The organism is Staphylococcus sp. 231237_7MaSpsaltlick, assembly GCF_043107035.1.
This window is the reverse complement of the sequence record NZ_JBICNX010000007.1, coordinates 134,046-155,807: the sequence shown is the minus strand read 5'-3', so window position 1 is coordinate 155,807 and position 21,762 is coordinate 134,046. Positions and strand designations below refer to the sequence as shown.

At 32.9% G+C, this 21,762-nt stretch carries 14 protein-coding genes; 13 read left to right on the top strand and 1 reads right to left on the bottom strand.

Translation table 11 applies throughout. From position 1 onward, the window contains the following. The first annotated feature begins 17 nt into the window (after positions 1-17). The 6 genes from ACF91D_RS15205 (at position 18) to pyk (ending at position 9,610) form a co-directional block, all read left to right on the top strand. On the top strand, positions 18-3,221 hold the full coding sequence (locus tag ACF91D_RS15205) for a DNA polymerase III subunit alpha (protein WP_069792198.1): 3,204 nt from the start codon (positions 18-20) through the stop codon (positions 3,219-3,221). A gap of 256 nt (positions 3,222-3,477) precedes the next feature. Next, a complete protein-coding gene (ystJ, locus tag ACF91D_RS15200; RefSeq protein ID WP_392437299.1) occupies positions 3,478-4,710 on the top strand; it encodes an NADP-dependent malic enzyme in 1,233 nt (410 codons plus the stop codon). A 78-nt stretch (positions 4,711-4,788) separates the two neighbouring features. Further along, positions 4,789-5,655 carry an acetyl-CoA carboxylase, carboxyltransferase subunit beta gene (accD, locus tag ACF91D_RS15195; RefSeq protein WP_039069843.1) on the top strand — a complete coding sequence of 289 codons (867 nt, stop codon included), beginning with the start codon at positions 4,789-4,791 and terminating at the stop codon, positions 5,653-5,655. After that, positions 5,648-6,592 (top strand): acetyl-CoA carboxylase carboxyltransferase subunit alpha, encoded by a 945-nt coding sequence (locus ACF91D_RS15190; protein ID WP_039069845.1) that lies wholly within the window; start codon positions 5,648-5,650, stop codon positions 6,590-6,592. Before accD ends, ACF91D_RS15190 begins: the two co-directional genes overlap by 8 nt. Before the next feature lie 268 nt (positions 6,593-6,860). Then, positions 6,861-7,829 (top strand): 6-phosphofructokinase, encoded by a 969-nt coding sequence (gene pfkA / locus ACF91D_RS15185; RefSeq protein WP_069792197.1) that lies wholly within the window; start codon positions 6,861-6,863, stop codon positions 7,827-7,829. A 20-nt stretch (positions 7,830-7,849) separates the two neighbouring features. Further along, complete coding sequence (gene pyk / locus ACF91D_RS15180; protein ID WP_069792196.1) at positions 7,850-9,610, top strand: pyruvate kinase; 1,761 nt, start codon at positions 7,850-7,852, stop codon at positions 9,608-9,610. Between the two features lie 257 nt (positions 9,611-9,867). On the opposite strand, the gene ACF91D_RS15175 is transcribed toward pyk, so the two are convergent. Beyond that, on the bottom strand, positions 9,868-11,226 hold the full coding sequence (locus ACF91D_RS15175) for an amino acid permease (RefSeq protein WP_069792195.1): 1,359 nt from the start codon (positions 11,224-11,226) through the stop codon (positions 9,868-9,870). A 353-nt stretch (positions 11,227-11,579) separates the two neighbouring features. On the opposite strand from ACF91D_RS15175, the gene ACF91D_RS15170 reads away from it, so the two are divergent. The 7 genes from ACF91D_RS15170 (at position 11,580) to coaE (ending at position 21,544) form a co-directional block, all read left to right on the top strand. Continuing rightward, complete coding sequence (locus tag ACF91D_RS15170; RefSeq protein ID WP_039069394.1) at positions 11,580-12,698, top strand: citrate synthase; 1,119 nt, start codon at positions 11,580-11,582, stop codon at positions 12,696-12,698. A 113-nt stretch (positions 12,699-12,811) separates the two neighbouring features. Continuing rightward, complete coding sequence (gene icd / locus ACF91D_RS15165) at positions 12,812-14,077, top strand: NADP-dependent isocitrate dehydrogenase (protein ID WP_039069393.1); 1,266 nt, start codon at positions 12,812-12,814, stop codon at positions 14,075-14,077. A 510-nt stretch (positions 14,078-14,587) separates the two neighbouring features. Further along, positions 14,588-15,298 (top strand): response regulator transcription factor, encoded by a 711-nt coding sequence (locus ACF91D_RS15160; RefSeq protein ID WP_039069392.1) that lies wholly within the window; start codon positions 14,588-14,590, stop codon positions 15,296-15,298. Then, a complete protein-coding gene (gene pnpS, locus ACF91D_RS15155) occupies positions 15,298-16,986 on the top strand; it encodes a two-component system histidine kinase PnpS (RefSeq protein ID WP_039069391.1) in 1,689 nt (562 codons plus the stop codon). Before ACF91D_RS15160 ends, pnpS begins: the two co-directional genes overlap by 1 nt. A 403-nt stretch (positions 16,987-17,389) precedes the next feature. Further along, a complete protein-coding gene (gene polA / locus ACF91D_RS15150) occupies positions 17,390-20,020 on the top strand; it encodes a DNA polymerase I (protein WP_039069390.1) in 2,631 nt (876 codons plus the stop codon). Positions 20,021-20,035: 15 nt separating this feature from the next. After that, positions 20,036-20,908: a bifunctional DNA-formamidopyrimidine glycosylase/DNA-(apurinic or apyrimidinic site) lyase gene (mutM, locus tag ACF91D_RS15145; protein ID WP_069792194.1), complete on the top strand. Its 873-nt coding sequence runs from the start codon at positions 20,036-20,038 to the stop codon at positions 20,906-20,908. Positions 20,909-20,923: 15 nt separating this feature from the next. Next, positions 20,924-21,544, top strand: coding sequence for a dephospho-CoA kinase (coaE, locus tag ACF91D_RS15140; protein ID WP_039069388.1), 621 nt, complete (start codon positions 20,924-20,926; stop codon positions 21,542-21,544). Positions 21,545-21,762: the final 218 nt, after the last annotated feature.

Below are 21,762 nucleotides of genomic sequence, written 5' to 3'. Positions count from 1 at the left end.
ATTGGAGGTATTTGCTGATGGTAGTACATTTAAATGTTCATACGACGTATGATTTGTTGTATTCGAGTTTGAGAATTAAAGATGTCGTTGCTAAAGCTGCTAAAGAAGGTTACACAGCATTAGCTATAACAGATACAAATGTATTATATGGTTATCCACAATTTTATGATGCGTGTATCGCAGCAAATATTCATCCTATCTTTGGTATGACACTCAATGTTACCGATGGATTAGATGTCGTTGAAACAATAGTATTAGCGCGAGACAATAAAGGCCTTAAAGATTTATTTAAGTTATCTTCTGCTATAAAAATGAAAGAAAAAACAGAAACACCTTTAGAATGGCTGAAAAAATATGTTGAACACCTTGTTGTTATTTTTAAAGACGTTTCGTCATCTAATGAAGCTTTAGTAACAAAATTAGAGGGTCACTCACATATATATGTCAATCACACGAGCCTTTATACATTTGATTTGCCAGTAGTATGGGCACAAAGTACGCGCTATCTAAATAAACAAGACGCAGAAACACTTACTGCGCTATCAGCTATTAAAGATAATAGTAAACTAGACTTAGTTAGTGAACCGATAGATTATGATGCACATCTATATTCGAAAGTAGAGCTAGAATATTTAGAATTGAGTGAAACTGTATGGGAACATACAAATCAGCTTGAAACTATCTGTCAAGCAGAAATGGTTTACAATCAGTCACTCTTACCTAAATTCGAAACACCGAATAATACACAGTCAAGTCAATATTTATGGCAAATATTAGAAACTAAATTAAATGACTTGAATTTAAACCAAGCGCATTTTGATACTTATAAGCAACGTTTATTACATGAATATAAAGTTATTACTGATATGGGATTTGAAGATTATTTTTTAATAGTAAGTGATTTGATTCATTATGCTAAGACGCATGATGTATTAGTAGGGCCAGGACGTGGCTCAGCGGCTGGCTCTTTAGTCAGTTATTTATTAAACATTACAACGATAGACCCCATTCAATATAATCTATTATTCGAGCGCTTTTTAAATCCAGAACGTGTAACCATGCCAGATATTGATATAGATTTTGAAGATACACATCGAGAAAAAGTGATCCAATATGTCCAAGAGAAATATGGTGATAATCATGTAGCTGGTATCGTTACTTTTGGTCATCTCCTCGCAAGGGCTGTGGCTAGAGATGTGGGTAGAATTATGAGTTTTGATGAAATAACTTTGAATGAAATATCGAAATTAATCCCGCATAAATTAGGCATCACATTAGATGAGGCTTACCAACAAGAAGACTTTAAGCAATTTGTTCATCGTAATCATCGCAACGAACGTTGGTTTGAAATATGTAAAAAACTAGAAGGACTCCCGCGTCACACTTCTACACATGCGGCAGGTATAATTATAAATGATCATCCACTTTATGATTATGCGCCACTTACATTAGGTGATACAGGATTGTTGACGCAGTGGACAATGACTGAAGCAGAAAGAATCGGATTGTTGAAAATTGACTTCTTAGGATTAAGAAACCTCTCAATAATCCATCAAATCATAAAACAAGTTAAATATGACATGCAAATCGACATTGATATAGAACAAATACCTTTTGATGATCAACAAGTATTTCAATTGTTATCCCAAGGCGATACAACTGGTATTTTCCAGTTAGAATCCGATGGGATTAGAAATGTATTAAAGAGGTTACAGCCTGAACATTTTGAAGATATAGTTGCCGTCACCTCACTTTATCGTCCTGGCCCAATGGAAGAGATACCAACTTATATTTCTCGCCGACATAACCCGGATAAAGTACAATATTTACATCGAGATTTAGCACCAATATTATCGAAGACTTATGGTGTCATTATTTATCAAGAACAAATCATGCAAATTGCGAGTAAATTTGCGAATTTCAATTATGGCGAAGCGGATATTTTACGTCGAGCTATGAGTAAAAAAAATCGTGCTGTACTTGAAAGCGAAAGACAACATTTTGTAAACGGTGCGATGAAAAATGGTTATGAAGAAGTATTGAGTAAACAGATTTTTGATTTGATTTTAAAATTCGCTGATTATGGCTTCGCTCGTGCTCACGCAGTAAGTTATTCAAAAATTGCGTATATAATGGGATATTTAAAAGTACATTACCCAAACTATTTTTATGCGAATATATTAAGTAACTCAATTGGCAGTGAGAAGAAAACTGCACAAATGGTTGATGAGGCAAAACATCAAAATATCAATATCTTAGCGCCCAATATTAATTATAGTCATTGGTTTTATAAAGCGACTAAAAAAGGGATATATTTATCGCTTGGTACGATTAAAGGTATAGGATATCAAAGTGTCAAACTAATCGTGGAAGAACGAAAAGAAAATGGTAACTACAAGGATTTCTTTGACTTTACAAGACGCATACCTAAAAGAATTAAATCTAGGAAATTATTAGAGGCATTGATACTTGTAGGTGCTTTTGATACATTAGGTAAAAATCGTGCTACATTATTACAATCTATAGATCAAGTGTTAGATGATGTGTCAGATGTTGAACAAGATGGGTTTATATTTGATGTACTAACGCCAAAAACGAATTACGAAGATAAAGAAGAGTTGCCAGACAAAGTGCTAAGTGATTACGAAAAAGAATATTTAGGGTTTTATGTATCAACACACCCTGTTGAGAAAGCATTTGAACAAAAACAATATTTGGGTATTTATAAATTAGCCAACGCTAGAGATCATCAACCTATTTTTATTCAAATTGATAGCTTTAAAAAGATTAGAACTAAAAATGGTCAAAATATGGCTTTTATAACATTGAATGACGGTATCAATAATTTAGATGGCGTTGTTTTCCCTGAAACATTTAAAAAATACGAAACTGAATTGAACAAAGATCAAATGTTAATAATAAGTGGGAAATATGAAAAAAGAAATAATAAACAGCAACTTATTATAAATAAAATTGAATCAATTGAAAGTTTTGAACAATCAAAATTTCACCATGCACAAAAAATTGTTATTCGTAACCTTGACGATGAGTTAGGGATAGATCAAATTTTAACGAAAGATACAAATGAAAGTAATATTCCTGTACAATATTATGATGAAAGTCAAAATGCAATAAAGACAATCGGCTTTATTCCTAGAGAAAATATTATAATAGAAAAATTGATTCAACACTTTTCACCATGGGATATTCGAATTATTTAACTTTAATAGCGCTATAAACTATGGTATAGTAAACTGATGGTTGAGCATAAATTTACCATCAGTTTTTATTTTCTATAAATTAAGATTCTAAAAATATATAATAATTTAGCTGTGTATATATTTTTATTACAAATAATAACTTCAAGAGTAAATTGGCAAAAATGTTAACGATATCATTTGTAATTTGAGTTGCTTTGTAATAAAAATATATATGAAATGATATTTATACTAATCGAATGTAAAGGGGTAGGTTTACATGACTTTGAGAGACGACGCTTTAGAAATGCACAGAAGAAATCAAGGGAAATTACAAGTTTCACCGAAAGTAAAAGTTACGAATAAAGAAGAGTTAAGCTTAGCTTACTCTCCAGGCGTAGCAGAACCATGTAAGGAAATTCATGAAGATAAACGTAAAGTTTTTGAATACACAATGAAAGGCAATACGGTAGCAGTTGTAACTGATGGTACAGCAGTTTTAGGTTTAGGTGATATTGGTCCTGAAGCGAGTATACCTGTTATGGAAGGTAAAGCTGTACTCTTTAAGAGTTTCTCTGGAATTGACGGTGTGCCAATTGCATTAGACACAACTGATACCGATGAAATAGTTAATACAGTGAAATTACTAGAACCTAATTATGGCGGAATAAATTTAGAAGACATTTCTGCGCCACGTTGTTTTGAAATTGAGGAACGTTTAAAAAAAGAAACAAAAATTCCTGTTTTTCATGATGATCAACACGGTACAGCAATCGTTACGGTTGCAGGTATGATTAATGCGTTAAGAATTGTAGGTAAAGATTTATCTGACATTAAAGTAGTATTAAATGGTGCTGGTGCAGCAGGTATAGCTATTGTGAAATTACTTTATTCTTATGGCGTAAGAGATATGATTATGTGTGATTCAAAAGGTGCGATTTATGAGGATCGTTCGTTTGGAATGAATGATACGAAATCTTACGTTGCAAGATGGACAAACAGGGATAGAATTGATGGTAGCTTAAGTGATGTAATTAAAGATGCCGATGTATTTATTGGTGTATCAGTAGCAGATTTATTATCAAAAGAAATGGTAGAATCTATGGCAGATGATCCTATTATCTTTGCTATGGCAAATCCAAACCCAGAAATCAACCCTGATGTAGCAAAAGAAGCTGGAGCTAAGGTGATTGGTACAGGTCGTTCAGATTATCCTAACCAAATTAATAATGTGTTAGCGTTCCCAGGAATTTTCAGAGGTGCATTAGACGTAGAAGCTACACACATCAATGAATCAATGAAACAAGCAGCGGTTGAAGCAATTGCTAATCTAATTAAAGCAGATGAGTTAAACCCGGATTATTGTATTCCAGGTCCTTTCGATAAACGTGTAGCACCTTCAGTAGCAAGAGAAGTTGCGAAAGCTGCAACGGAATCAGGTGTTGCTAGAATAGACGTTAATCCTGAAGATGTTTATGACAAAACAATGAAATTAACAGACTTAGATAAATAATATTCATAAACGCTGATCAAAAATATTATTCAAGAATAGTATTGAATTGAGATCGCGATGGTTAAGTGGAGGTTTACAATGTTTAAAGATTTTTTCAATAGAAGCAGTAAAAAGAAAAAGTACGTAACTGTATCTGATTCGAAACAAAGTGATGTACCAGCAGGGATTATGACAAAATGTCCTAAATGTAAAAAAATTATGTATACAAAAGAATTAGCGGAAAACTTAAATGTTTGTTTTAATTGCGATCACCATATTGCTTTAACAGCGCATAAACGCATTGAGGCTATTTCAGATGAAGGTACGTTTACTGAGTTTGATAGAGGAATGACCTCAGCTAATCCATTAGACTTTCCGAGTTATGAAGAGAAAATTCATAAAGATCAGCAAAAGACTGGTCTAAATGAAGCTGTAGTTACAGGAACAGCACAGTTAGATGGTATTACCTATGGCGTCGCTGTAATGGATGCTCGATTCAGAATGGGCAGTATGGGATCAGTGTTAGGTGAGAAAATTTGCAGAATTATTGAACACTGCATTGAAAATCGATTGCCGTTTATTTTGTTCTCGGCAAGTGGCGGGGCAAGAATGCAAGAAGGTATTATTTCATTAATGCAAATGGGTAAAACTAGTGTATCGTTGAAGAGACATTCTGACGCTGGTTTATTATATATTTCCTATATAACTAACCCGACAACAGGTGGCGTCTCTGCAAGCTTTGCATCTGTTGGTGATATCAACATCAGTGAACCTAAAGCATTGATAGGTTTTGCAGGCAGACGTGTAATTGAACAGACTATTAATGAAAAATTGCCTGATGATTTTCAAACATCTGAGTTTTTATTAGAGCATGGACAATTAGATAAGGTTGTTCATAGAAAAGAAATGAGAACGACGCTCTCTAATATTCTAAAAATGCATCAAGAGGTGAAAATAAATGCTTGATTTTGAAAAGCCACTTTTTGAAATAAAAAATAAAATCGAATCCTTAAAAGAATCTCAAGAAAAAAATGACGTGGACTTACAAGAAGAAATAGAAATGCTTGAAGCATCTTTAGATAGAGAAACTGAAAAAGTTTATACTAACCTTAAACCCTGGGACCGTGTACAATTAGCGCGTTTACAAGAGCGTCCAACATCATTAGACTATATTCCATATATTTTTGATTCATTTATTGAATTACATGGAGATAGAAATTATAGGGATGACCCAGCGATGATTGGTGGCATAGGTTATTTGAATGGCCAACCAGTCACTGTTGTAGGGCAACAACGTGGTAAAGATACAAAAGATAATATTTATCGTAATTTTGGTATGGCGCATCCAGAAGGTTATCGTAAAGCACTTAGATTAATGAAGCAAGCTGAAAAATTTAATAGGCCGATTATTACTTTTATCGATACAAAGGGTGCATACCCAGGTAAAGCTGCAGAAGAACGTGGTCAAAGTGAATCTATTGCGCGAAATTTAGTGGAAATGGCTTCGTTAACTGTACCTGTTATTTCAATTGTTATTGGTGAAGGTGGTAGTGGTGGTGCTCTAGGATTAGGTATTACTAATCGAATATTAATGCTTGAAAATAGTACATATTCTGTAATTTCTCCAGAAGGCGCGTCAGCATTATTATGGAAAGATAGTAACCTTGCAAAAATAGCAGCTGAAACAATGAAAATCACTGCAGAAGATTTACATGAATTAAAGATTGCAGATGAAGTAGTTAAAGAACCTTTAGGTGGCGCACATCAAGATATTGAAAAACAAGCTCAAAATATTAAACGCACTTTTGAGATACATTTAAAAGAATTAAGTTCATTCAGTAAAGAAAAACTCGTGGAAGATCGTTATCAAAAATTCAGAACGATAGGTTCTTATAAAGAATAATATAAAGACAAAGCGAAGTTCTAATAATTTAGAGCTTCGTTTTGTTTTTGTAAATAATTACCATTTAATTTGTTTAATTATTTTAAATAAAAGGTATTATATAAAAGGTCTAAACTTCTATTTATAATCAAAATAAAGGAAACGCTTTCTAAATGATTCGTTAGATTAAAAACGTTTACATTAGTCGCAAAGCCTTATTTTAATGGCACCAAGCGTAATTTTATGGTATTTTTAGAATAAGAAATACATGTTAGAAAGGTATGTCGTCATGAAAAAAATTGCAGTGTTGACAAGTGGTGGAGATTCTCCAGGCATGAATGCAGCAGTAAGAGCTGTAGTTAGAAAAGCGATTTACAATAACATTGAAGTTTATGGTGTTTACCAAGGCTATCAAGGTTTATTAAACGATGGTATCGAGAAACTTGAACTCGGTTCAGTGGGAGACACGATTCAACGTGGCGGAACTTTTTTATATTCAGCAAGGTGTCCTGAATTTAAAGAAGTAGAAGCTCGTAAAAAAGGTATTGAGAATTTACGTAAAAGAGGCATCGAAGGACTTGTAGTTATTGGTGGAGACGGTAGCTATAGAGGTGCACAACGTATAAGTGAAGAATGTGAAGAAATTCAAACGATTGGAGTTCCAGGTACGATTGATAATGATATCAATGGTTCTGACTTTACGATTGGATTTGATACAGCATTAAATACCATAATTGATTGTGTTGATAAGATTCGAGATACTGCATCAAGTCATGCAAGAACATTTATCATTGAAGTTATGGGCCGTGATTGTGGTGATTTAGCACTTTGGGCTGGTCTTTCGGTCGGTGCAGAAACAATCATTGTTCCTGAAGTTGAGACTGATATGAAAGACGTAGCTGAAAAGATTGACAATGGTATCAAACGAGGCAAAAAACATTCAATTGTTATGGTTGCTGAAGGTTGTATGTCAGGTGAAGTTTGTGCTCAAGAACTAACTAAATACATTAATGTTGACGCTCGTGTTTCTGTGCTTGGCCACATCCAACGTGGTGGAAGTCCAAGTGGTGCAGATAGGGTTCTAGCTTCACGTCTTGGTGGTCATGCAGTGGATTTACTGTTAGAAGGTAAAACTGCAATTGGCGTTGGGATTAGAAACAATGAACTTACTGATACGTCATTTGAAGAAATATTTAGATCAAATGAACATGAATTTGACTTTGAAACTTTTGAATTAACGAACGAATTATCTATATAAAATACTGGGAGGAAATAATAATGAGAAAAACTAAAATTGTTTGTACAATTGGACCTGCGTCAGAATCAGAAGAAATGCTTGAGAAATTAATCAAAGCTGGAATGAATGTGGCGCGTTTAAACTTCTCTCATGGTGATCATGCAGAACATAAAGCGAGAATTGATACTATTCGCGAAGTTTCTAAGAGATTAGGAAAAACAGTTGGGATTTTACTAGACACTAAAGGTCCTGAAATTCGTACACACAACATGAAAGATGGCGTGATTGAACTCGAAAAGGGCAATGAAGTAATTGTTAGTATGACTGAAGTAGAAGGCACTTCAGAAAAATTCTCAGTAACTTATGATAATCTTATCAATGATGTAGACGAAGGTTCGTATATTCTATTAGATGATGGTTTAATCGAATTACAAGTTAAATCAATTGATAAAACTAATGGTGAAGTTCTTTGTGACATATTAAATACTGGAGAATTAAAAAATAAAAAAGGTGTTAACTTACCAGGCGTAAAAGTTAGTTTACCAGGTATCACTGATAAAGATGCTGAAGACATTAAATTTGGTATCAGTGAAGGTGTAGATTTTATTGCTGCAAGTTTCGTACGTCGTCCAAGCGATGTATTAGACATTCGTAAATTATTAGAAGCACAAAATAATACAAATATCAGCATTATTCCTAAAATTGAAAACCAAGAAGGAATTGACAATATCAAAGAAATTCTTGAAGTTTCTGATGGCTTAATGGTTGCTCGTGGTGATATGGGTGTTGAAATTCCACCGGAATCAGTGCCAATGGTACAAAAAGACTTAATTAGACAATGTAATAAATTAGGTAAACCTGTAATTACAGCAACTCAAATGTTAGACTCTATGCAACGTAACCCACGTGCTACACGTGCGGAAGCTAGTGACGTTGCCAATGCAATTTATGATGGCACAGATGCTGTTATGCTTTCTGGCGAAACAGCTGCAGGACAATATCCTGAAGAAGCTGTCAAAACTATGCGTAATATTGCTGTTTCAGCAGAAGCTGCTCAAGATTATAAAAAATTATTATCTGACCGTACTAAATTAGTTGAAACTTCACTAGTAAACGCAATTGGTGTATCAGTTGCGCATACTGCTTTAAACTTAAATGTTAAAGCGATTGTTGCCGCAACAGAAAGTGGTTCAACTGCGCGTACTATTTCTAAATACCGTCCGCAATCAGACATTATTGCCGTTACACCTAGTGCAGAAACAGCACGTCAATGTGCATTAGTTTGGGGTATCCACCCAGTAGTTAAAGAAGGACGTAAGACAACTGATGCATTATTAAATAATGCCGTAGCAACTGCAGTTGAAACTGAAAGAGTTCAAAATGGTGACTTAATTATTATCACTGCTGGTGTACCAACAGGTGAAAAAGGTACTACAAACATGATGAAATTACATCTTGTAGGGGACGAACTTGCTAAAGGTCAAGGCGTTGGAAGAAACTCAGTTGTCGGACAAACACTAGTTGTGAATGACGCTAGTGAATTAGAAGGTAAAGATTTATCAGAATCAATTATCGTTACAACTTCTGTAGATGAAACGCTTGTACCTTATATTGAGAAAGCAATTGGTCTTATTACAGAAGAAAATGGTATTACATCACCAAGCGCAATTATTGGATTGGAAAAAGGAATTCCTACAATTGTAGGCGTTGAAAATGCTACTAAAAATATCCAGAATGATGTTTTAATTACTGTAGATGCTAATCAAGGTAAAATCTTCGAAGGTTATGCAAACGTACTATAATTTAATAGATGTTTAGTTTGGTAACTTAATTTAAACTATATTAAATCTAGAGTATGTTTACTTAGATTTATAATAAAAGGACGAAGCCATAAATTAGATGGCTTCGTCCTTTTTGTGGTATTACCAAGTTTAAAGCAGGTTATACTAAACAGTATTCATACTCATATAAATTGTGTTGAGTATAGACACAAAAAAACGGAACATCAATAGATGTCCCGTTTTTTGCGGTTTATCTGGTGTTACTGTTTATAAGCTTATTACTGCTTACGTGACACTTGTTTATAACGTAGGTACATAAGAGTTAATAAGACAAACCAAATAGGTGTTAAAAATACTGCTATTCTTGTATCAGTATTTACAAATAATAAACAAAATACTAATAAGAAGAAAGTTAAAATAACATACGCCATATATTTTCCACCTGGTAATTTAAATGTTGCTCTTTTATGTAGTTCAGGATTTCTACGATGGTAATTTATATATGCTACTGTGATTAATCCCCAAACAACAATAAATAATACGGTTGAAACGGTTGTGATATATGTGAAAACAAGTGTGGCATTTGGAATGATATAGTTTAATAGTGCTGCGATCATAAGCAATGCACACGATACAAATATTGCAATATGCGGCACGCCATTTTTATTTGTCTTTTCAAAGTAAGGTGGCGCTTGTTTTTGCGTTGAAAGTCCAAATAACATACGACTATTTGAGAAGATACCACTATTACAAGAAGAAGCCGCAGCTGTTAATACTACAAAGTTAATGATTCCTGCTGCAAAAGGAATACCAATTAGTGCGAACAATCTCACGAATGGACTTTCCTCAGGGTTAATTTGGTTCCATGGGATAATAGACATGATAACAGCTAACGCGCCTACATAGAATACTAATATACGAATAGGAACACTATTTACAGCTTTAGGCAATGTCTTTGTTGGATCTTTTGTTTCTCCGGCTGTTACTCCTATAAGTTCAATACCTACAAATGAGAACAATGCCATTTGGAAAGACATTACGAAACCGCTCATACCTTTAGGGAATATTCCGTTGTTATATAAATTTGATAATGATGCATGTCCAAATTGCGTATCGTAAGCCATAATAATCATTATTGCACCAACTACTATTAATGCAATGATGGTAAATATTTTAATAAGCGCAAACCAAAACTCTAATTCACCAAATAATTTGGCACTTAATAAGTTTAGTGACATTAAGACAAGTACACAAAATAATGCACTTATCCAGTTAGGTATATTTGGAAACCAAAAACTCACGTATTTTGCAACAGCAGTTACTTCTGCCATACCAGTAATGATCCAACAGAGCCAATATGTCCAACCTGTTACAAAACCTGCAAATGGACCGATATAATGGTTTGTGACATCTGCAAATGATTTGAAATTTGTGTTTGTTACTAATATTTCTCCCAATCCACGCATAAACATAAAAAGCATAAAGCCAATTATGATATATGTAAGTAAAATAGAGGGGCCAGTTAACGCAATAGTCTGACCTGCTCCTAAAAATAGTCCTGTACCAATTGCTCCCCCGATTGCAATTAGCTGGATGTGACGATTACTTAGTTCTCTTTGTAATTCATGATTAGCCATAAAATTATACTCCTTTATTTAGTTAATTATTATTATGCTATGCAATATAAAATAAAACAACTATTTTTTTATATAGAGTCTATGGTGTTTAGTATAATAATACATTAATTATTTGTTATTAATCTTGATAACCAATTAAAAAGCTATAAAAATTGAAGTGAGCCACTTTCCATATTAAAATGAATTTATAACAATGTAAAAGATAGAAGTGTGTTATAGGGCATATAAACAAATAAGTATTTCATATTGATTTGGTAAGAAAATATACTCAAAATATTCACAAAAGAGTCAATGTTGGATATAATGAATTTTGAAAGCCATTTCATAATGAAATAGAAAAGGGGAATTTATATATGGCAGAGTTACAGAAAGGTTTAGAAGGGGTAATTGCATCTGAAACAAAAGTAAGTTCTATTATCGATAGCCAATTAACTTATGCTGGTTACGATATTGATGACTTAGCGCAGAATGCTGAATTTGAAGAAATTATCTTCTTATTATGGCATTATCGATTGCCAAATGAGGATGAATTAAAAGACTTAAAACAAAAACTGTTTGAATATATGACTTTAAATCCTAGAGTGTATAACCACTTTAAAGAATACGCGACAGGCAACGTTCATCCAATGACAGCTTTAAGAACTTCAGTTTCATATATTGCTCATTTTGACGAGCATGCTGAAGATGAAGAAGAAAGTCAAACACTGGATCGTGCTGTACGTATTCAAGCTAAGATTGCTTCATTAGTCACGGCATACGCACGTGTTAGAGAAGGAAAGGAAATTGTAAAACCAAGTAGTGATTTAAACTATGCGGGTAATTTCTTGTATATGTTAAGAGGAGAATTACCTTCTGAAATTGAAATTGAAGCATTTAATAAAGCACTTGTTTTACACGCGGATCATGAGTTGAACGCATCGACATTTACAGCTAGATGTGCAGTATCATCATTATCTGATATGTATTCAGGCATCGTAGCAGCTGTTGGTTCATTAAAAGGGCCACTTCACGGTGGTGCAAATGAACGTGTAATGAGCATGTTATCTGAAGTGAAGTCTATTGATGAAGTCGATGAATATATTGATAATAAAATTAAAAATAAAGAAAAAATTATGGGCTTTGGTCACCGCGTATACAAAGATGGCGACCCAAGAGCTAAATACTTAAAAGAAATGAGTAGAAAAATCACTTCAGAAACAGGCCAAAGTCAATTGTTTGATATTTCAGTCAAAATTGCAGATAAAATGAAAGCTGAAAAAGGATTGATAGCAAATGTCGATTTCTTTAGCGCGACTGTATATCATAGTATGAATATTGATCACGATTTATTCACTCCAATTTTTGCAGTAAGTAGAACTTCTGGTTGGATCGCTCATATCTTAGAACAGTATAGAGATAACAGAATTATGCGTCCAAGAGCTAAATATATTGGTGAAACAAATAGAACTTATGAGCCAATTGAAAAAAGATAAATTTTTAATTGAATAAATAATTCTATTTATAAAAATTGAAATTATTAACAATTCATGTATGATATTGGTTAGTACTACTAAAATAGAACTCAAAATTACGGAGGTTTTTTTACATGGCAGGAGAAAAAGTAGTTAAAACAAATGAAGGTTTAACAGTACCAAATAATCCAACTATTCCATTTATTATTGGTGACGGCATCGGCCCTGATATTTGGAATGCAGCAAGCCGCGTAATTGACGCTGCAGTTGAACAAGCTTATAACGGCGAAAAGAAAATCGAATGGAAAGAAGTATTAGCTGGCCAAAAAGCATACGATGAAACTGGCGAATGGCTACCTAAAGAAACACTTGAAACAATTGAAGAATATTTAATCGCGATTAAAGGCCCATTAACTACACCAATTGGTGGTGGAATTCGTTCACTGAATGTTGCTTTACGTCAAGAATTGGATTTATTCACATGTTTACGTCCAGTACGTTGGTTCCAAGGCGTCCCTTCACCTGTAAAACGTCCTGAAGATACAGATATGGTGATCTTCCGTGAAAATACTGAAGATATCTATGCTGGTATTGAATTTAAAGAAGGTACACCAGAAGCAAAAAAATTAATTGACTTTTTACAAGACGAAATGGGTGCCAAAAACATTAGATTCCCTGAAACATCAGGTATTGGTGTGAAACCAGTTTCTAAAGAAGGTACAGAACGTTTAGTTCGTGCATCAATTCAATATGCTATAGATAACAACCGTAAATCATTAACACTAGTACATAAAGGTAATATCATGAAATTTACTGAAGGTGCTTTCAAACAATGGGGTTATGATTTAGCGCATAATGAATTTGGAGATAAAGTATTTACATGGCAACAATACGATGAAATCGTTGAAAAAGAAGGTAAAGATGCTGCAAACGCTGCACAAGATCAAGCTGAAAAAGATGGTAAAATTATTGTTAAAGATTCAATTGCCGATATCTTTTTACAACAAATTCTAACTCGTCCAGCTGATCACGATGTAGTGGCTACGATGAACCTAAATGGTGACTATGTATCAGATGCGTTAGCTGCACAAGTTGGAGGTATTGGTATTGCTCCTGGTGCTAATATCAACTATGAAACTGGACATGCTATTTTCGAAGCTACACATGGTACTGCGCCAAAATACGCTGGATTAAACAAAGTGAATCCATCATCTGAGTTATTAAGTGCTGTATTAATGTTAGAGCATCTTGGATGGCAAGAAGCTGCTGATAAGATTACAAGTTCAATCGAAAAAACGATAGCTTCTAAAGTTGTAACTTATGACTTTGCTCGTCTAATGGACGGGGCAAAAGAAGTGTCTACTTCAGAATTTGCAGACGAATTAATTAAAAACTTATAATTCTATATAACAAAGCTAATATGCTTTGAATTAGAATCACTAGTTAAGTCTGAGACATGATAAGATGTCTCAGGCTTTTCTTTATCTAGTTATCTCGATGGATAGTAAAGAAATTATTATAGTAAAATTGATTATTTCTTCTCTCTATAAGTTTAAAACTTATAGTATAAAAAGAGTAAACTAGAGTAAGTCAGCTTTTTTTGATTAAATGTAAAAGTGTAATTTTTTAATGACTTTTAGCTGATATTTGTTTGACTATCATATAATAAGTGTTCATATTATGAATTAAATGTTAAGATTTTATTAACTAAGGGTAATTAGAATAGTGTAATCAATCAAGTGACTTGGCTAGATACTCTGTATGTTCTAAAGTCACAAATATCGTATGTATATTGGCGTAGTTTGCTAATAAGTGCATTGTAAAGTTTTTGTTAAAAAATTTTAAACTATGTTATTTTTATTAAAATATAAGTTATAATTAATTTGTAAACACAATTATGGAGGTATACTATGTCACAAAAAGTACTTGTAGTAGATGATGAACAATCAATCGTAACCTTATTAAAATATAATTTAGAACAAGCCGGATACATAGTAGAAGTTGCTTATGATGGAGAAGATGCATTAGAAAAAGTTAACTCTACAAACCCTGAATTGATTGTGTTGGATGTCATGCTTCCTAAAAAAGATGGTATAGAAGTTTGTAAAGCAATACGTTCTGATAAAAATTTAGTGCCTATTCTGATGTTAACGGCCAAAGATGATGAATTTGATCGTGTGTTAGGCCTTGAATTAGGGGCTGACGACTACATGACTAAACCATTTTCACCAAGAGAAGTGGTAGCGAGAGTGAAGGCAATATTAAGAAGATCAGCGATTGTTAATGAAGCAGTACCAGTTGAAAATGATGAAGATGATATACTGATTGGATCAATAAGAATCAGACCAGAATATTTTGAGGTATATAGAGAAGACGAATTGCTAGAATTGACTCCAAAGGAGTTTGAATTGTTATTATACCTTATTGAAAGACAGGGAAGAGTTATCACTCGTGAGCACATGTTGAATTCAGTTTGGAATTATGAATTCGCAGGAGACTCTAGAATTGTGGACGTACATATTAGTCATTTGAGAGATAAATTAGAAGAAAATCCTAAACAACCAAAACTCATTAAAACAGTTCGAGGGTTGGGCTATAAATTGGAAAGACCTAAAGTCTAATGCTCAAGTTTCACCAAAGACTTTTATTTTTATTATGTACCATCGTTATTATTAGCTTTTTAATATTAGGCACTATTATCACACATGTAATCCATAATACTATTACAACTGGACAAGAAGGCGATCTAGAACACCAAGCACAACATTTTGTGAATCTCTATAATGATGATAAAAAAGAAGAGATGAAAGATGTTGCTAAAAGCGAAGAACTTACAGTGTATATTAAAGAAAATAACGATGTCTTGTTTTCGACAAAACAAGGGACGCAAATTAATAATGATATAAATAATCCCGCTATTCCTTCTAAACTGACATATGATAAGCAAAATGATGACCATAGATTTACCTTTAAGACATCTATAAATAATAAAGATGTTTTAATTAGTGGTATAAACAATGAGATTTTAGAAATACAGATTGAAGTCTGGAAATATATAGCGATTATTGGTTTGTTTGTATTAATTATTATATTTTTAGTTGTAAGAAGCATTAATCGAACATATATTAGACCGATTAATGAAGTGACTTACGCCACAAATCTATTGGCTGAAGGTTATTATCATGTAAGGGTACCAGAAAGCAATGTCAAAGAGACAAGAGAATTGTTTGTAACTACTAATGAGCTAGCACGTAGGTTGCAAAGACTTAATCATAAACAGAAACTGCAATCAAATAGGTTGAAAACAACTGTTGAAAATATCCCGAGTTCAATATTAATGATTGATAAATATGGTGAAATTGTTGTAGCAAATAAATCGTTTTATCATGTATTTACACCAGATGAAGCTGTTGAACATAAAAGTTATGTTGATTTTACCGATATTAAATTACAAAGGTTAATTACTGAAGCTTTTAAAGTTGAGAAACCTATTTATGACCAAATTAAATTAACTATCAATCAAGTGCACGAGAAATATTTTGATACAGCTTGTGTTCCAATATTATCAAGAACAAGGAAAAACCTTTACGGTATGGTCATTGTTTTACACGATATAACGAATCTTAAAAAACTTGAGAATTTAAGGCGTGAATTTGTAGCTAATGTATCGCACGAATTGAAAACACCTATTACGTCAATTAAAGGATTTGCGGAAACGTTATTAGACGGTGCTAAAAATGATGAACAAACACTCAATGACTTTTTAAAAATTATCTCTAAAGAGTCCGACCGTATTGAGACTTTAGTATTTGATTTATTAGATTTATCACATGTAGAACAACAGACAGAAATAGAAACTGCGTATATGAGTTTGTCTGACATAGCACAAACAACAATTAAGAACATACAAAAGATTGCGGAAGACAAAAACATAACTATAATTAATGAAATTGATTCTGATATTGTTATTGATGCAAATCAAGATAAAGTATCTCAAGTTGCGCTTAACTTATTATCAAATGCGATTAGTTATTCTAAGGAAGATAGTGATGTGATAATCCGTGTTTATAAAGAAGACCAAAAGCGTATCATGGAAGTGCAAGATTTTGGAATTGGAATAAGTGAAGAAGATCAAAAACATATTTTTGAACGTTTTTATCGCGTTGATAAAGCGAGAAGTAGAGATTCAGGTGGTACTGGGCTGGGTTTATCTATCACTAAGCACATTATGGAAGCGCATGGCGGTAGGATTAATGTCTATAGTACACTTGGAGAAGGTTCTACATTTAGAGTCACTTTTTTTAAATAGTGATGATAAATAAAAATTTATGAATATGACAATTATCAATTAAGCATATTGCTAGCAAAATATAAAAATGCATCGTATCTAAACACTGAACTGACACTATTTGTAGTTTAGCTTAAGGTATATAAGTGAGGAATCGACGTCTGAATTTTAAAATCGACGTCGGTTTTTTATGTTTTTTTAAATGGTAGAAACTGCGTGAAATTGAACAGTTAAGCGTATATTTAAAAGGGATAAACATGTTAAGCTAGTATTAGAGCTAAGAGAATTTTTCATAATAAATGATAGTAGCAATATATTTACAATTAATATGTTGATTATAAAAAAAGTATAATAACGTTTCGATATAGGTAAGTTAGTGATTTATGCTAAAATGTTAAATAAATATGTGTTGGAGGTTAAAATAGTGAATAAATTAATTCTAATTGATGGTAATAGTCTAAGCTTTAGAGCTTTTTATGCTTTACCACTATTACAAAATAAAGCAGGTATACACACTAATGCCGTGTATGGATTTGCAATGTTACTAGAAAAGATAATCAAAGAAGAACAGCCTACACATTTTCTTGTTGCATTTGATGCAGGAAAAACTACATTTAGACATGATAAATATAGTGAATATAAAGGGGGACGTCAGAAAACGCCACCCGAACTGAGTGAGCAATTTCCTTATGTAAGGCAGTTATTGGATGCTTACCAAATTAAAAGATATGAATTAGAAAATTATGAAGCAGATGATATCATTGGAACATTAAGTAAAGAGGCAGATAGCGCACAATTTGAAACTATTATTGTTACAGGTGATCGCGACTTAACACAACTAGCAACGGACGATGTTACAATTTATTACACAAAGAAAGGTGTGACTGATGTTGATCATTACACACCTGATTTTATTGCCGAAAAATATGACGGTTTAGTCCCAAATCAAATCATAGATATGAAAGGTTTGATGGGTGATGCATCAGATAATATCCCAGGTGTTGCGGGTGTCGGCGAAAAAACTGCAATTAAGTTATTAAAACAGTTTTCAACCGTGGAAAATGTTTATGAACATTTGGATGAAGTTTCTGGCAAGAAATTGAAAGAAAAACTAGAAAATAGTAAAGACGATGCGTTGATGAGTAAGGAACTCGCAACAATTAATTGTGAAAGTCCTATAGAGATTTCGTTAGAAGATACAAAGTTACCAGAAAATCCAGATACTTCAGCTAAAATTGATCTATTTAAAAAATTAGAATTTAAACAATTGCTTGAGCAAATAGATGTTGATGGGACACATTCTACAGCTGAAGAAAAAGAACTAAATGTAGAATCTGATTTTACAAATATTAACTTTAAAGCTTTAACTTCTGCTACTGTACATTTTGAATTAGATGGTACTAATTATTTGAAAGATGATATTTTGAAATTTGCATTGTTTGATGGTGAGCACCATATTGTTATTGATGCAACAACTATTCATGATTATCCTGAACTTATAACTTGGTTAGAAGATGATACAACAGAAAAAAACGTTTATGATGCAAAAAAAACATATATTGTTGCACATAGGTTAGGTATAGATATTAAAAATATTATTTTTGATGTAATGCTTGCAAGTTATATTATCGATCCTTCTCGAGCTATTGATGACGTTAACTCTGTAGTTACCAATTACGGTCAGCACTATGTTCAACAAAGTGTTGAAGTATATGGAAAAGGTAAAAAAAGACATTTACCTGAAGATGATGTATTGAATCATTATGTTGCAACTGTGATAGAAGCAATTAGTCAAGTTAAACCAATCATGCAAGAACAATTAATCGAATATAACCAAACAGATTTATTAGACAATTTAGAATTGCCATTAGCGCGCATATTAAGTGATATGGAAGAAACAGGGATTTACACTGTTGCTAGTGACTTGGAAGAAATGGAAAAAGAAATTCAGACTAAATTAGATGTACTGATTGACAATATTTATCAAGCTGCAGGTGAATCATTCAATATTAATTCACCAAAGCAATTAGGTGTCGTATTGTTTGAAACATTAGAGTTACCGGTAATTAAGAAAACAAAAACGGGATATTCTACTGCAGTAGATGTACTAGAACAATTACAAGGACAACATCCAATTATAGAATATATATTAGAATACAGACAACTTGCTAAGTTACAATCTACTTATGTCGAAGGTTTACAGAAGGTTATAAGTGATGATAATCGTATTCACACGAGATTCAATCAAACATTAGCACAAACAGGTAGATTATCGTCTATCGATCCAAATTTACAAAACATTCCTGTCCGTTTAGAAGAGGGGAGAAAAATAAGAAAAGCATTTAAATCTAGTGATGATAACAATGTTATTTTTTCTGCGGATTACTCGCAAATTGAACTCCGTGTACTAGCTCATATTACACAAGACGAAAGTATGAAACAAGCATTTATTAATGATGACGATATTCATACGGCAACAGCGATGAAAGTATTTGATGTAGAGCCTGATGAAGTAGACGGCATGATGCGTAGACAAGCTAAAGCAGTTAACTTTGGTATTGTTTATGGCATCAGTGATTATGGTTTGAGTCAGAGTTTAGGAATAACTCGGAAACAAGCTAAACAATTTATTGATGACTACTTAGATAGTTTCCCTGGCGTGAAACAATATATGGAGGATATCGTTAAAGATTGTAAAGCACAAGGCTATGTAGAAACCTTGTTACACCGTCGTAGATATATTCCAGATATCACAAGCAGAAATTTCAATTTGCGAGGTTTTGCAGAGAGAACCGCAATGAATACCCCAATTCAAGGTAGTGCTGCTGATATAATTAAATTAGCTATGGTTAACTTTGATAAAGAAATTAAGCATACTGATTTTCACGCAAAGTTATTATTACAAGTACATGATGAATTGATTTTTGAATTACCGAAAGATGAAGTTGAAGCATTCAGTAAATTTATAGAAGAAATCATGGATAATGCCCTTGAACTAGATGTTCCATTAAAAGTAGAATCTAGTTATGGGGCAACATGGTATGATGCAAAATAGAAAGAAGGTACTTAAATGCCTGAACTCCCAGAAGTAGAACATGTAAAAAGAGGTATTAAACCGTTTGCCACCGGTCAAAAAATTGAATCTGTTATATTTTCCGAGAAAGTTAAGGAAGGTAAGGCAAGCCAACGCGAAACTATAATTAAAGGTATGGCATTAGATACATTCCAAAAATTCACGGAACAATATGTGATTAAAGAGATTGAACGTCGTAGTAAATATATTGTGTTTCACCTAGAAAAAGGTGAAGAAGAAAGGATACTCATCAGTCATTTAGGTATGGCTGGTGGATTCTTTGTGGTTGATAAAATTGAAGATATTAGTGTGCCAAATTATAGAAAACATTGGCATGTTATATTTAAGTTAGATAACGATAAACTACTAGTTTATTCAGATATTAGAAGGTTTGGAGAAATTAGAAATGTACCTGATTTCGAGGCTTATCCTTCATTTTTAGAAATTGCTCCAGAACCTTTTGAAGAAGAAGCAAAAGGGCATTATATAGCTTGGTTTGATAAAAAAACATATCAAAATAAGCCGATTAAACAAATGATTTTAGATCATAGAGTAATCTCGGGGTGTGGCAATATTTATGCGTGCGAAGCATTGTTTAGGGCAGGTATACATCCAGCTCGGTTATCAAAATCATTAAATAATCAAGAACGCGACATATTGTTTTACTATGTTCGAGATGTGTTAGAATCGGGTATAAAATATGGTGGAACAAGTATCTCCGACTATCGTCATGCAGATGGTAGTACTGGAACGATGCAACAACATCTTAATGTTTATAAACAAAAGGTTTGTAAGGTTTGTGGGAATGACATAGAAACCCAAGTAATTGCAACTAGAAACAGTCATTACTGCCCTACTTGCCAAAAATAAAGGAAGAGTGAGAATATGCCAAAAGTTATAGGACTAACTGGTGGTATCGCATCAGGTAAATCAACCGTTTCAGAGCTTTTAACTGCACACGGGTTTAAAGTTGTTGATGCAGATATTGCATCAAGACAAGCTGTGGGAAAAGGAACTAAAGGACTAACACGTGTCAAAGAAGTATTTGGCGATGAAGCAATAGATGAAGATGGTAATATGAATAGATCATATGTTGGTGAAGTTATTTTTAATCAACCAGAAAAAAGGTTGATTTTAAATGAAATTGTTCATCCAATTGTTCGTGATATAATGGAGAAAGAAAAAGCCATATATCTTGGGCAAGGTTATAACGTGATTATGGATATTCCATTATTATTTGAAAATGACTTACAGGAAACTGTAGACGAAGTGTGGTTAGTGTATACTTCTGAAAGCATTCAAATAGATCGATTGATGGAACGTAATGATTTATCAATGGAAGAAGCAAAAGCACGTGTATACAGTCAAATATCAATTGATAAAAAACGAAGAATGGCAGATCATGTCATAGACAATAGAGATACCAAATTAGAACTTAAACAAAACTTAGAAGATTTATTGCTTGAAGAAGGTTACATTGAGAGTGATACTGAAGAAGCACAATAATTGAATTGTAAAACCATCCAATTTTCATTATAAAATTGGATGGTTTTTTACGTATGAACACCGAAGGATAGTATTTATAATGTATCTTGAGCCAAAAAATTTAGCTATGTTTTTGATTTAAAAAGAGAATCGGTTATAAAATATATGTATTTGTATTACTATAAGCATAGATTACTTAACATAAAGAATTTTATAATTGTTTTAGAAAACGCTTTCTT

Bases quoted from the DNA above. Each gene is read 5' to 3' on its own strand.
- coaE (WP_039069388.1), top strand. From the start codon at position 20,924: ATGCCAAAAGTTATAGGACTAACTGGTGGTATCGCATCAGGTAAATCA.
- pyk (WP_069792196.1), top strand. From the start codon at position 7,850: ATGAGAAAAACTAAAATTGTTTGTACAATTGGACCTGCGTCAGAATCA.
- pfkA (WP_069792197.1), top strand. From the start codon at position 6,861: ATGAAAAAAATTGCAGTGTTGACAAGTGGTGGAGATTCTCCAGGCATG.
- ACF91D_RS15205 (WP_069792198.1), top strand. From the start codon at position 18: ATGGTAGTACATTTAAATGTTCATACGACGTATGATTTGTTGTATTCG.
- mutM (WP_069792194.1), top strand. From the start codon at position 20,036: ATGCCTGAACTCCCAGAAGTAGAACATGTAAAAAGAGGTATTAAACCG.
- ystJ (WP_392437299.1), top strand. From the start codon at position 3,478: ATGACTTTGAGAGACGACGCTTTAGAAATGCACAGAAGAAATCAAGGG.
- ACF91D_RS15160 (WP_039069392.1), top strand. From the start codon at position 14,588: ATGTCACAAAAAGTACTTGTAGTAGATGATGAACAATCAATCGTAACC.
- accD (WP_039069843.1), top strand. From the start codon at position 4,789: ATGTTTAAAGATTTTTTCAATAGAAGCAGTAAAAAGAAAAAGTACGTA.
- ACF91D_RS15170 (WP_039069394.1), top strand. From the start codon at position 11,580: ATGGCAGAGTTACAGAAAGGTTTAGAAGGGGTAATTGCATCTGAAACA.
- ACF91D_RS15190 (WP_039069845.1), top strand. From the start codon at position 5,648: ATGCTTGATTTTGAAAAGCCACTTTTTGAAATAAAAAATAAAATCGAA.
- ACF91D_RS15175 (WP_069792195.1), bottom strand. From the start codon at position 11,226: ATGGCTAATCATGAATTACAAAGAGAACTAAGTAATCGTCACATCCAG.
- pnpS (WP_039069391.1), top strand. From the start codon at position 15,298: ATGCTCAAGTTTCACCAAAGACTTTTATTTTTATTATGTACCATCGTT.
- icd (WP_039069393.1), top strand. From the start codon at position 12,812: ATGGCAGGAGAAAAAGTAGTTAAAACAAATGAAGGTTTAACAGTACCA.